The organism is Advenella alkanexedens (assembly GCF_019132845.1).
Classification (GTDB): Bacteria; Pseudomonadota; Gammaproteobacteria; order Burkholderiales; family Burkholderiaceae_B; genus Advenella; species Advenella alkanexedens.
Map to the genome: position 1 here is coordinate 287,722 of NZ_JAHSPR010000001.1, position 12,830 is coordinate 300,551.

A 12,830-nucleotide genomic window follows, 5' to 3' on the forward strand; every position below is an offset into this window, starting at 1 on the left:
CCTGAATATCTCCTGATTATTTTTTACGTGATAATTCTTTAGGCAAAGGGAACGACACGTTCTCTTCTGCCCCTTGTACCGTGCGAACCGACACCGCGCCCAGCTCCCGCAAACGGGTAATGACTTCCTGCACCAGCACTTCGGGTGCAGACGCACCTGCGGTAATGCCGATATGCTGCGCATTCTCCAGCCACTCCGGCTGGATAGCCTCGGCCCCGTCAATCAGATAAGCCGGGCAAGACAAACGCTCGGCCACTTCGCGCAAACGATTTGAATTGGAACTGTTGACACTGCCAACCACAAAAAACACATCGCATTCAGGCGCCATCATTTTGACGGCATCCTGACGGTTTTGCGTTGCATAGCAAATATCCGCTTTCTTGGGAGCCACAATATTGGGAAAGCGCTTGCGCAAAGCCTCGGAAACCACCGCAGCATCATCAACAGACAGCGTGGTCTGGGTAACAAAAGCCAGGTTATCGGGATTTTCCACCACCAGATTTTCAACGTCCCCGGGGGTTTCCACCAAATACATATGCCCCTTGGCCTGCCCCAAAGTGCCTTCGACCTCAGGATGACCCTTGTGCCCGATCATGATAATTTCACGGCCCTCGGCATGCATTTTGCTGACTTCGACATGAACCTTGGTTACCAACGGACAGGTCGCATCAAAAACTTTCAGGCCACGCGCTTGTGCTTCTTCACGTACAGCCTTGGATACGCCATGAGCAGAGAAGACAACAATGGCACCCGCAGGCGCCTCATCGAGTTCGTCAATGAAAATGGCACCCTGCTTGCGCAGGCTTTCCACCACAAAACGGTTATGCACGATTTCATGCCTGACATAAATGGGCGCACCATGCAGCTCAAGGGCACGCACCACGATATCAATGGCCCGGTCAACACCGGCACAAAAACCTCTTGGATCAGCCAGAAGAATTTCCATTCCCGCTGCCATTACATAACCCCCAACAAAGAGACGTCCACCTTCAGGTCAAGGCCTGCCAGGGGATGGTTAAAATCGAACAAGGCCCAGGTATCGCCCCACTCCTTGAAAATACCGGAGTAGCGCCCGCCATTGGGTGCCGTGAATTCAACCATATCACCACTTTCAAACGTAGCGTCTTCTCCGGCATGTTCAGCCAGCATGGCTTTGGTCACCCGCTGCAAAAGCTCGGGGTTTCTTTCCCCATAAGCCTGTGCCGCCGTAAGGGTAAAACTGAACGAGTCTCCCTCTTTCTTGCCCAACAGGGGCTCTTCCATGGCGGGCAACCATTGATTGGACCCCATCAGAAGTGTGGCAGGGTTACCGGTAAAGGTATCCATAAACACCGATCCCGCACCTGGACCGGAAGCCAGGGTAATACGGTAGTGCAAGGTTAAATAAGAATTGGCGTGGACAATATGATTCACTTTCTCTGACTTCCCGATCAAAATCTGTCACCTTAATGGTGTCTGAAAATCACCATTTTAACTGTTATGTCAACTTACCGCTTTATTTCCGACCAGGAACGGCCAAGAGAGCGTCTGATCAGCCATGGCCCCGAGGTCTTGACCACCCCTGAACTGCTTGCCATAGTGCTGCGAACCGGCATCAATGGCTGCGATGCCGTTAATTTTGGCGCACGCCTGTTACATGAGTTTGGCGGGCTGCGCAACCTGCTGGCCGCAGATATTACCCTGCTGAAAAGTGTAAAAGGTCTGGGCAATGCCAAAACCTGCCAGTTGCTGGCCATTCACGAATTGGCCAAACGCTCCCTGGAAGAAGAGCTGCAATCGCGCAACGCCCTGGATCACCCCCATAAGGTCAAGGCTTATTGCAGCAGCAAACTGGCCCACCTGAAGGTAGAGCATTGCATGGCCATTTACCTGGACACCCGTTACCGGCTTATTTGCAGCGAACAAATATCGCAGGGCACACTCTCGCAGGCCTCGGTATATCCACGGGAACTGGTCAAGTCATCCCTGAAGCACCATGCAGCGGCGGTCATTATTGCCCACAACCACCCCTCGGGCATTCCCGAACCCAGTATGGCCGATATTTCCCTGACCAAGCATATTCAAAAGGCACTTCAACTGGTGGACATCAAGCTGCTGGACCACCTGATCGTGGCGGCAGACAAAGCCGTTTCCCTGGCAGAAAAAGGGCATTTATAACAGCCCTCCTGTTTATCGCCATGATTTTCATCTTAATTGTCATTCACATGACGGCTAAACTCATATATAGTGGCTATGGTTAACTCAATTATTCATTTTTACCTGACATTAAATGTGAGAGATCAATATGCGCTGTGATGTTACCTTTATTTTTAGCCCAAAAGAATCTCTGGAAATCAATACCAGTATTGAGTACAACACCGAGAATATGGAAAAATCCCGTGAATGGATTGCCAACAAATGGGAAGAACTGGGTTGCGAACCTTTAAGACCCAGTGGCAAGGTACTTTTGCTGGATCGCGTTCTGGCCATTACCGACACCCTGGGCCATGATTGGTTAAGCGAACACGCAGAGCAGGCTGAAGAACTGGCCCGCCACTTCGCCATTGCACTTGACTCCATGCGTGTCGTGGTAGACTTGCCCGGCCTGTCCATTCACTCCTCCTGATGCATGATTGTTGCAAATTCACTACTTGATGACGCCTCATAACCGGACTGCAACGTACCTGCATTAGGCAAAAAAGCAGGCAGTCAATAAAACTGTGGTAAAATTTGCTCCTGATTTTTTGGATACGTTGCTTTCAGGATAGACTGAGAGCTGGCGACCCGTTTAACCAAGGAAACCCCATGAAAGAAGGTATTCACCCAGACTACCGCGAAGTCGTTTTTGTCGACTTGCAAACCGGTTCTAAATTCATCACACGTTCAACTGTTAACACTCGTGAAACCATTGAACTTGATGGCAAAACATACCCATTGTTCAAATGTGACGTTACATCAGAATCTCACCCATTCTATACAGGCGCACAAACACGTATTGTTGAAACCGGCCGCGTTGAAAAATTCCGTGCCCGTTTTGCCCGTACAGCAGGTACATTGAAAAAATCTTCTTGATAATCACGGCAAATTTATTTGCCCAAGCAGATTTTCTTCAAAAAAAGCAGCCTTTATAGAAGGCTGCTTTTTTTATGGTTTAATAGGCCTCAATCCGATTGCTAAATCCAACACTACTAATATTCTGCATTCCGTGTCCTCATACCAACAAACCACCCCTGCCCGCCTGACCGAACCAGCCACACGCAAACTTCCCCGAATCGCCCTGCTCATCGTGGGAGCATTGTATATTTTTGCCGGACTTTTTTTTCGTGATCCCTGGAAAACCAATGACCTGACTGGTATGGCCACCATGATGGATGCCTATCGCGAATCGGCTTGGTTATTGCCCCAGATCGGCAATTTTGCCTTTGCCCAGGAAGGACCGCTCACCACCTGGATGGGCGCCCTTTCCATTGGCCTCTTCAGCCCCTTATTTGGCGTGTTCACTGATCCTTTAACTGCCCAGATCACTGCTGCCCGCCTGCCCACCATCCTGTATTTCTTCCTGCTATTGTGGGGGGTATGGCATGGTACCTACTTGCTGGCCCGTCGTCCCGAGTGCCAGCCCCTCCCCCTGCCCTTTGGCGGTGAACCACACCCGCGCGATTATGGACGCATGCTTGCCGATGTTGCTTTTTTGTTCATCCTTGCAACCATTGGCATTATTATTCCCATTCACGAAACCTCCTCTTTTCCGCTGCTGCTGGCCTTGTTTTCAATTGCGTTTTATGGTCTGGCCAGAATGCTGGACCACCCTGTCCAGGGCAGCATTATTCTTGGCCTGGCCCTGGCAGGCTCCCTGCTTACCCACGGTTTTATTGGCGCCACCCCCATTCTATTTATGGTTGCCTGCGCGCTGGTTTCCAGGGTATTCACAAGTCACGACAAACTGACCTTCCTGATTACCCTTTTCCTGGGCGCTGGCTGCTTTTTGGCCTGGTTCATTCCCGCACAAGCCACTAACCCTTACTGGACATCCAGCTGGCTCCACTGGAATTACTCATCATTTGGCTTCAGCAACCCCCAACTCTTCCTCAAGTCACTCAGGGACCTGCTTTGGTTTACCTGGCCAACCTGGCCATTTGCCCTGATCGCGCTGTGGAATTGGCGCAAATGGCTTCGAGCCCCCCATATTTTCATACCAGGCACCATGGCGCTAGGCAGTTTTCTCACTATCGCCCTGGTAAAGGACGCTTTTGAACCGGAATATGCCATGCTCACCGTTCCCTTTGCGGTTTTGGCTGCCATGTCCATTCCCACCCTGCGCCGCAATATTATCAATACCCAAGACTGGTTCTCCATCATGATCCTTTCCCTGTCCATGATTACCGTCTGGCTTGGATGGATTGCCCTGCATTTTGGCTGGCCCCAACAAATCAACCACAACATTACCCGCCTGTTAACCGGCTATGAACCCCGCATTTCACCACTGGCGCTATTGGCCGCCATTGTCGTAAGTATTCTCTGGTATTCGATGGTGTCATGGCGCTTGCGTATCAATCCACAGGCTTTATGGCGAGGTCTGATCCTGTCTGCTGCCGGCCTGACCTGCACATGGATTTTGCTGGCCCTGCTATGGCTCCCTTCGATTAACTACAATCGCAGCTACAAACAGGTTTCCCAAGAGCTGGAACAGGCCCTTGAAACCCACGTAAAACCAGGTGAATGTGTTCGCGAACAAGGCCTTGGCATGGGGCAGCGCGCTGCCTTGCGGGTGTTTGAAAACATTACCTTTACCTACGACACAACCTGCAAACTGGTTTTGCTGCAAACCACCCGGCAACATCTGAAAGAACGGACCTTACCTTATGCTGACAACGCCCGCATCCTTTGGCAAGGTTCGCGCAAATCCGAGCGCCATGAAATTTTCCTGCTTTTGCATCTGGACAAATAATTTTCATGCCAATTGACAGCAAAATCGGACTTTCTTTTTCTGGATGTCTTAAGCATATCCTGAAACAGGCTTGGCCAATCCTGATCAGCCAATGGGCAGGTATCGCTTTTGCCGTGCTGGACAGCATGATGCTGGGACACTACAGCCCCGACTCTTTGCAGGCCATGGCACTGGCCACTTCCATTTTCCTGACTGTCAATATCGGACTGATGGGTGTGGTGCATGCACTGATCCCCATCTGCGCCCAATTGCTGGGGGCAAATAAAAAAGAAGAAATTGGCCGCTTCTGGGGCCAGGGCCTGTGGCTGTCTTGCACGCTTTCCTTATTGGGTGGACTGGTTCTGCTGTTCCCTGAAATCTGGCTATCGATGTCCGGAGACGTACCCGACAAGGTACGCCATGAGGTGGCCATTTACCTGCGCATTATTTTTATTGCCTTGCCGGCATCCCTGATGTTCCGGGCAGTTTACGCTTTATGCACGGCAGTCCAGAAACCCAAACTGGTCATGCAAATCAATCTGTTCAGTATTGTTTTAAAAGCCCTGCTGAACTGGTTGCTTATTTTTGGCCAGTTTGGCCTGCCCGCCCTGGGCAGCGCTGGCGCCAGCACGTCCACCGCCATTGTTTCATGGCTCATGTTCTTCGCCGGCCTGTGGATCCTTTTTCACACCCCCTTTTACCGCCAGTTCAATCTGACCCTAGGCCGCCCCCAGCGCAAATATCTGGCTGAAATCCTAAAACTGGGGATCCCCATGGGTGGCTCCTATCTGGTGGAAGTAAGCGCATTTACCTTTATGGCCCTGCTCGCGGCCCGGGAAGGCACCTTTGTATCGGGTGGACACCAGGTATTATCAAACCTGGCTTCCATTCTGTATATGATGCCCCTGTCACTGGGCATCGCCACCTCAGCCCTGGCAGCCAGCGCAGTCGGCAGCCGAAACTTCCGATTTGCCCACCAGATCGCCAAAAGCGGACTGTTTCTCAGCCTGATCGGTGCTGGAATCAGCATTGCCATCGTTTTAATGGGCAAACCGCTTATTATCCAGGCCTATACCTCCGATGCCCAGGTTGCCGTCATCGCAGGCGCCCTGCTAACCATTATGCCACTGCTGCATTTTGCCGATACCACGCAATGCATGATCTCCTATATCCTTCGCGCCTATAAAATTGCCACCATTCCCTTCATTTTGCAAACCGTTTTATTGCTGGGACTGGGACTGGCGGGTGGCTGGTATTTTGGTTTTGGCAACGGAACCGGGTTTTTGCAACCCCTGAATAATCTGCTCACGCCGGGTGCACCGGTGGGCGTCTCCAGTTTATGGATCATGTGCAGTTTGAGTCTGCTGATCTGCGCGTTTTTTTTACATGTCTGGTATTGGAAAGTGATCGATGAAAAAAGAAAATTTTGGTAATAAAATTCCGTTCTGGCTACTCCTGATGGCCTTGATTACTGCCCTGGGGCCCATCACCATCGATATGTACCTGCCCACATTCCCGGCCATTGCCCAGGACCTGCAAGTACCCCCACACCAGATTGAGCTCACCGTTTCATCCTATCTGATGGGCCTGTCCCTGGCACAGTTATTCATCGGCCCCATCACCGATCGCTACGGTCGAAAAAAACCCCTGCTTTTCGGACTCAGCCTGTACTTGCTGGCCACCATCAGCTGCGCACTTTCCACTTCCTTTGAAATGCTCCTGGTCGCACGCACCCTGCAGGCTTTTGGTGCCGCGTCTTGCATTGTCATTCCCAGAGCCGTCATCAGGGATCACTACAATACCCAGGATGCGGCACATGCCCTGTCCCTGTTAATGCTGATCATGGGCCTGGCCCCTGTCCTGGCACCGGTTGCCGGCAGTTTCCTGGGGCCCATCGTCGGTTGGCGCGGCCTGTTCGCCATCATGCTGGTCGTGGCTCTTCTGTTAATTGCGCTATGTGTATTGAAACTGCAAGAATCACTGCCCCCCGAAAATGCCGTCAAACTTAGCGCAAAAACCATCAGCAGCAACTATTTTGGCCTGCTGTGCCACCGTAACTTCATGGCTTTTGCCCTTTCCGGCGGTTTGGGCATGGCTGGCCTGTTTGCCTTTATTGCTTCCTCGCCCACCATTTTCATTACGCAGTTTGGTATTGCCCCGGAAAATTTCGGCTTCTTTTTCGGCCTGAATGCCGCCGGCTTAATCCTGGGCTCCCAAATAAGTGTCCGCATGCTGCGTAAACACGCTTCAATCAAGGTTCTTAAAACAGCGCTGCTACTGGGCCTGATCAGCAGCGTAACCGGTTTGCTGCTTACCCTTACCCATCTTATCAACCTGCCTTTGTTCATGATCTGCATGTTTAGCCTTAGCGCTTGCCTGGGCCTTATCAACCCCAACTCAACAGCGCTGGCCCTGAAAGAACAGGGAGCCCGATTGGGTGTAGCCTCGGCCCTGATGGGTTGCATGCAGTTTCTGTTTGGCACGCTAGCCAGCAGCCTGGTCAGCCATTGGCAAACCGGCACCGCCCTGCCCTTGTTTACCTGCCTGTGTGTGTGCATCGGAATTTCATTTATTTGTGGCAGACATATTGGCCGGGCCTGAAAATCATGAGAAACGCACATAATCGCCAGCCCCTCATCTGCCACCGAAAAGGCAAACCCGAACTAAAAACCACACATTTCCCTTTATTTATCATGGAAATACATAATAACTTGCTAACAACATGATTTTCATATTAAAATTGATGGCTTAGCTGATTGTTAAGGGCGTTTATTGAAACCGTGCATTAAAACGCATCAATAAATGCCTTTACAAAAAAGAAGCGGGAAGTGGTAAAACACAAAGCCACGCAAAGCAGTAAAAACACATAAAGCGGCAAAACCTGTCACTGATTAATTAATAATCAGTCAGTCATATTTGCCTGAAATATTTTTCAGAAGGCTGGCCCGAGCCAAAAATCCGGCCTATAACTTAACGAGGTGTTAATCATGGCTAAAGTATGCCAAGTAACCGGCAAGCGCCCCATTACCGGTAATAATGTTTCTCACGCTAACAACAAAACCAAACGTCGTTTCCTGCCTAACCTGCAGTCTCGCCGTTTCTGGGTTGAAAGCGAAAACCGTTGGGTTCGCCTGCGCGTATCCACAAATGCACTGCGCACCATTGACAAAAAAGGCATCGATGCTGTTTTGGCTGAAATGCGCGCCAACGGTCAATCTGTTTAAGCCTTGGGTGCTTAAATATTTTCTGAATTTATTCCCAGGAGCTTAAAATGGCAAAAGGTATTCGCGAGAAAATCAAACTTGAATCTACAGCTGGCACAGGTCACTTCTACACAACGACCAAAAACAAACGCAACATGCCAGAAAAAATGCTGATCAAAAAATTTGATCCCGTTGCTCGCAAGCACGTTGAATACAAAGAAACAAAACTGAAATAAGCTTTGTTCTCTTGCAAAAGCAGCCCTTTTAAAAGGGCTGTTTTCGTATCTGTCGTATCAAGACCATACGCAACCATCCCATCCCAGCCCCTCCCTTCAATTACCTGCAGCACAATTATTCAAACATCTTTTTTCAATAAAAATTAATAGTTGATTAATTTTAACTATCATAGAAATACGAAATCTCCATTTTACTTTACAAACAATAATGATTATCATTTAATAAATGAATTCAGCCTGGAGACGAAAATGATCATCATCGAAAAAATTAGCCAGACATTGCTCCACATGAGTGTTGCTTTCAGCGTTGCCTTCGTTTTTACGGGTTCCCTCTCGGTGGGTGGATTAGCCGCTCTTGTTGAGCCCGTTTGTAATGTCCTGTTGCTGCCCTTGCATGATCGGACCTGGAAAAAAATCCGCATGCGCCTGGCCAAAAGCGAATCCAACACTGCCCTGGCCAACTGACACCTTGTTTTTCAAGTCAGACCCAGTCCCTGGCAGGACAAGGGAAAATGAGCTGCTCAAACGCCTGCGCTAGACAGCCACCATGGACAAAAAGTTATCCATGAGTCGTCCACGATAGCGCTGCTTGTGATAAATAATGGACAACTTCCTGTCCAGGTTTAAAAAAGGTGTATCAAGCCGCGCCAGGCGACCTGATTCCAAAGCATAAGTGACCGCGACCTTGGGTAAAAATGCAATACCCAACCCTGCTATAACCGCCTGCTTAATGGCCTCCACCTGGCCCAATTCCATCACAACGTGCCCTTGCGGCAATCGACTCAGCTCCCGCTCACACAACAGCCGTGTCGCAGACCCCTGTTCCCGCAAAATCCAGCGCTGATTCTCGAAATCGCTTTCCTGCAGGTGTTTTTTCAAGGCCAGGGGATGATCCGGTCTGGCGCATATCTGCAACTGATCATCACGCCAGGCGATCGCTTCGATGTCCGTATTGACCACCTCACCCTCTATACAGGCAACATCCAGTGAGTGCTCCAGAATTCCCTTGACGATTTCATCGCTATTGGCAACCTGAAGATGCACCGTAACTGCTTCGTGCCGATTGACAAAATGGCCCAATAAATCGCCCACCAGATAATTGCCTACCGTATTACTGGCACCCACCCGGAAATTTCCCCGCAAAGTATCCTGTGCGTCACTGGCCCTTTGCTCCAGTTCACGCATGCGCTCCAGGATTTCCTGGGCCAATGGAAGCAAGTCTTTCCCCTTCTCATTCAGGAAAAGCCGCCCCTTGTCACGATCAAACAGGGAGGAACCCAGTTGTTTTTCAAGTTCAGCCAAGGCCATGCTGGCTGCAGGCTGAGTTAAATGCAATACCTTGGCGGCGGCCTTCACACTGCCTTGCAGGGTAATGGCGACAAAAACTTCCAATTGCTTGGGACTGAATGAAATCATATAAGAAACCCTTATTCTATTTATAAATTATATTATCTTTATTTATATTTAACAAAGGTTTAATATACCAATAACTCATAAACATATAAGTATTGATTATGTCAGCCTATAACCCTGCTCATATTGTTAACCCTACTGTCGCAGCCCCCTCCCGGCAAGGTCTGTTCAAAAAAAGAAACAGTCTGATTCCCGGCCTCTTGCTGACTTTGGGCATCGCCAGCATTGCCTGGTTTGCCGGCAAACAGTTCCCGGTTATTGGTGGACCGGTTTTTGGTATTATCCTGGGTATTATTTACAGCAATGCACTGGGCATCAGAACCGTCATGCAGCCCGGCATTGTATTTTCCAGCAAAAAAATCCTGCAATGGTCTGTGATTTTACTGGGATTTGGCCTTAGTTTCGGGGAAATCGTCAGTACCGGCGGTGAATCCCTGGCCGTTACCTTCGTGACCATTAGCGTGGCTTTCATCAGCGCCTGGTTACTGGGAAAAATACTGGGCATCCAGGGCAAATTACGTACCCTGATCGGGGTTGGTACCGCGATTTGCGGTGGCTCGGCCATTGCTGCCGTCACCCCCATCATCAAGCCCGAAGACCATGAGACCGCGTATGCCATCTCAACCATCTTTCTTTTCAATATCATCGCTGTTTTGCTTTTCCCTGCCCTGGGGCATATGCTGCAACTGAGCGATTACGGCTTTGGCTTGTGGGCGGGCGCCGCCATTAATGACACCTCATCGGTGGTCGCTGCAGGCTATGCATACAGCCAGCAAGCTGGCGATTACGCCACGATCGTCAAGCTAACCAGAGCCACGCTGATTATTCCCATTTGTCTGTTCCTGGTTTTTCTTGAGGCCTGGCGACAGAAAAAAAATAACATGCCCAACGTGGCACTGGCCCAAATATTTCCCTGGTTTATCCTTTGGTTTTTGGTGGCCTCAGGCGTACGCAGTACCGGCCTGCTGCCAGAAGCCCTCTTGCCCTGGCTGTCTGGCGCTGCCAAATTCATGATCATTATGGCCTTGAGTGCGATTGGCCTGTCCACCAACCTGCGCAAAATCGTCAGCACCGGCATACGCCCCATCCTGCTGGGACTGGGCGTATGGGTCGCGGTAGCGGTTAGCGCGTTACTGGTTCAATATGGCATGAACCAGCTTTAAACAGCCCGGGTTCTTTCCTGTAACCATTGCAAGGCTGCGCCTTTAACCAAAGGTTGCAGCCTGTTTCTTACCTGCTCATGATACTGATTCAGCCAGTTTATCTCAGACTCATCCAGCAAGTGTCGCGCAATACAACGGGTATCAATCGGACACAGGGTTAAGGTTTCAAACTTAAGGAAACGGCCAAACTCGGTTTCATGAGCAGCCACATTGCACACCAGGTTTTCAATCCGGATACCCCATTGTCCGGGACGATACAGTCCCGGCTCATTTGACGTGATCATGCCTTCCTGCATACCGGTATTCGGATTACGGTAACCACGATGGGAAATACCTTGCGGTCCTTCATGTACATTCAGGAAGTAACCCACACCGTGCCCGGTGCCGTGACCAAAATCCAGGCCCTGCTGCCACAAGGGCATACGGGCAATCGGATCTAGCAACGGTGCCGGAAACCCTACCGGGAAAACCGCCCGCGACAGGGCAATCATGCCCTTAAGGACCAGGGTGAAGTCCTCTTTTTGGCTATCGGACACCTGGCCAACCGGTACAACCCGGGTAATATCGGTAGTGCCATTCAGGTATTGGCCACCCGAATCAATCAATAGCAGGCCATTGCCTTCAATAACCGCATGCGATTCGGGTGTGGCCCGATAATGAGGCATGGCACCATTGGCATTGAAACCGGCAATCGTGGCAAAACTGGGGCAGACAAAATGCGGCTGACGCGCGCGGGCAGCATTAATCTGCTCATCAATAGTCACCTCGCTCACGACCTCACCACTGGCCATGGCCTGTTCAAACCAGGCAAAAAATTCACACAGGGCGACACCATCGGCCTCCATGGCTTTACGCACATTCTGGATATCCGCCGGTGTTTTACGTGACTTGAACAACTGGGACGGGTTCAGCGCCTCTACCAGCTCCAGGCTGGCTGCCGCCTGGCAGATGCCAATGGTGGTGCGTGCCGGATCAATCAAGAGTTTCACCTTGTCTTCAAGCCCGGCCAGCCCCTGGGTGATTTCATTGTAAGGCCTGATCAGAATCTGTTCAGCCACCAGCTTTTCAGTCAGGGCCGGATTGAGCTTGGCCTCATCCACAAACAGCTCGCACTGCTCGGGGCCGATTAGCAAATACGACAGAAACACCGGATTATATGAAACGTCAGCGCCACGTAAATTCAAGATCCAGGCAATATCATCCAGCGATGAAAGCAGATGCCACTGCGTCCCCAGGCTGGCCATCTGCTTGCGCACCAGCGCCAGTTTGTCTGCCCTGCTTTGCGATACAAAAGGCACTTCATGTTCATACACTGCCTCTACCGGCAAGGCGGGTCTGTCAGGCCAAATATTGTCCAGCAATTTTTCATTCCAGGAAAATCGCAGCGATACCCCCTCAAGGGCCGCCTGCAAATCATGGGCGGCACGCATGCTTAGGGTAAAGCCATCGGCCCCAACCGTCATGCCGGCCTGCAATTCGCTGCACAGCCAGTCATTCAAATCCGGTACGCCATCCTGCCCCTGTCGCATCAGGACAATCTCACTGCCTTCAAGCTGGGCCAGGGCCTGCTCCCAGTAGCGACTGTCGGTCCATAAACCGGCAAATTGAGCGCTTACCAGCAGGGTTCCCGCCGAGCCGTCAAAACCACTCAGCCAGGTGCGGGCCTGCCAGTGTTCAGGCAGATATTCGGATAAATGCGGATCGGCGGATGGAATAATATAAGCATCAATACCGCGTTTTGTCATCTGTTCGCGCAATAGCGCAATTCTTTGTTTGAATAAATTCATTGCTCCAACCAACAAGTCAGCAGGCCTGCCACCCGTTAAAGGTAGCCAGGCAATAAGTAAAAATAGGATTTTCGTTTACCATGCCCATGATAAACAAATAAGGCTGTTTGCAGGCCGGTCAA

General features: G+C 50.6%; 14 protein-coding genes. 10 read left to right on the plus strand and 4 right to left on the minus strand.

Annotation, left to right across the window (positions count from 1 at the left end; all coding sequences use genetic code 11):
• Window positions 1-16 precede the first annotated feature (16 nt).
• Both ispH and KU392_RS01400 read right to left on the minus strand, forming a co-directional pair.
• Window positions 17-958: a 4-hydroxy-3-methylbut-2-enyl diphosphate reductase gene (ispH, locus tag KU392_RS01395; protein WP_169294142.1), complete on the minus strand. Its 942-nt coding sequence runs from the start codon at window positions 956-958 to the stop codon at window positions 17-19.
• Window positions 958-1,434 carry an FKBP-type peptidyl-prolyl cis-trans isomerase gene (locus KU392_RS01400; RefSeq protein ID WP_211182295.1) on the minus strand — a complete coding sequence of 159 codons (477 nt, stop codon included), beginning with the start codon at window positions 1,432-1,434 and terminating at the stop codon, window positions 958-960. The genes ispH and KU392_RS01400 overlap by 1 nt, the downstream gene beginning before the upstream one ends.
• A gap of 45 nt (window positions 1,435-1,479) precedes the next feature.
• Between KU392_RS01400 and radC the strand changes: the two genes are divergently transcribed.
• The 9 genes from radC to KU392_RS01445 all read left to right on the plus strand — a co-directional run bounded on the left by radC (window position 1,480) and on the right by KU392_RS01445 (window position 8,810).
• Window positions 1,480-2,157: a RadC family protein gene (gene radC, locus KU392_RS01405; protein WP_169294141.1), complete on the plus strand. Its 678-nt coding sequence runs from the start codon at window positions 1,480-1,482 to the stop codon at window positions 2,155-2,157.
• 127 nt (window positions 2,158-2,284) lie between these two features.
• Window positions 2,285-2,605 (plus strand): hypothetical protein, encoded by a 321-nt coding sequence (locus KU392_RS01410; protein ID WP_169294140.1) that lies wholly within the window; start codon window positions 2,285-2,287, stop codon window positions 2,603-2,605.
• 179 nt (window positions 2,606-2,784) lie between these two features.
• Window positions 2,785-3,051, plus strand: a complete 267-nt coding sequence (locus KU392_RS01415) for a type B 50S ribosomal protein L31 (protein WP_169294139.1) — start codon at window positions 2,785-2,787, stop codon at window positions 3,049-3,051.
• A 133-nt stretch (window positions 3,052-3,184) separates the two neighbouring features.
• Entirely contained in the window at window positions 3,185-4,927 is a 1,743-nt protein-coding gene (locus tag KU392_RS01420; protein WP_169294138.1) for an ArnT family glycosyltransferase, read from the plus strand.
• 5 nt (window positions 4,928-4,932) lie between these two features.
• Complete coding sequence (locus KU392_RS01425) at window positions 4,933-6,339, plus strand: MATE family efflux transporter (RefSeq protein WP_217734348.1); 1,407 nt, start codon at window positions 4,933-4,935, stop codon at window positions 6,337-6,339.
• Window positions 6,317-7,507 (plus strand): multidrug effflux MFS transporter, encoded by a 1,191-nt coding sequence (locus tag KU392_RS01430; protein ID WP_246587181.1) that lies wholly within the window; start codon window positions 6,317-6,319, stop codon window positions 7,505-7,507. Before KU392_RS01425 ends, KU392_RS01430 begins: the two co-directional genes overlap by 23 nt.
• A gap of 386 nt (window positions 7,508-7,893) precedes the next feature.
• Window positions 7,894-8,130: a 50S ribosomal protein L28 gene (gene rpmB / locus KU392_RS01435; RefSeq protein ID WP_169294136.1), complete on the plus strand. Its 237-nt coding sequence runs from the start codon at window positions 7,894-7,896 to the stop codon at window positions 8,128-8,130.
• A gap of 47 nt (window positions 8,131-8,177) precedes the next feature.
• A complete protein-coding gene (gene rpmG, locus KU392_RS01440) occupies window positions 8,178-8,345 on the plus strand; it encodes a 50S ribosomal protein L33 (RefSeq protein WP_094854780.1) in 168 nt (55 codons plus the stop codon).
• A 249-nt stretch (window positions 8,346-8,594) separates the two neighbouring features.
• Window positions 8,595-8,810, plus strand: coding sequence for a DUF2061 domain-containing protein (locus KU392_RS01445; RefSeq protein WP_169294135.1), 216 nt, complete (start codon window positions 8,595-8,597; stop codon window positions 8,808-8,810).
• A gap of 69 nt (window positions 8,811-8,879) precedes the next feature.
• On the opposite strand, the gene KU392_RS01450 is transcribed toward KU392_RS01445, so the two are convergent.
• Window positions 8,880-9,761: a LysR substrate-binding domain-containing protein gene (locus KU392_RS01450; protein ID WP_169294134.1), complete on the minus strand. Its 882-nt coding sequence runs from the start codon at window positions 9,759-9,761 to the stop codon at window positions 8,880-8,882.
• Window positions 9,762-9,859: 98 nt separating this feature from the next.
• Between KU392_RS01450 and KU392_RS01455 the strand changes: the two genes are divergently transcribed.
• On the plus strand, window positions 9,860-10,921 hold the full coding sequence (locus KU392_RS01455; RefSeq protein WP_217734349.1) for a YeiH family protein: 1,062 nt from the start codon (window positions 9,860-9,862) through the stop codon (window positions 10,919-10,921).
• Here the strand turns inward: KU392_RS01455 and KU392_RS01460 are convergent.
• Window positions 10,918-12,708, minus strand: coding sequence for an aminopeptidase P family protein (locus KU392_RS01460; RefSeq protein WP_217734350.1), 1,791 nt, complete (start codon window positions 12,706-12,708; stop codon window positions 10,918-10,920). The genes KU392_RS01455 and KU392_RS01460 overlap by 4 nt on opposite strands.
• Window positions 12,709-12,830 lie beyond the last annotated feature (122 nt).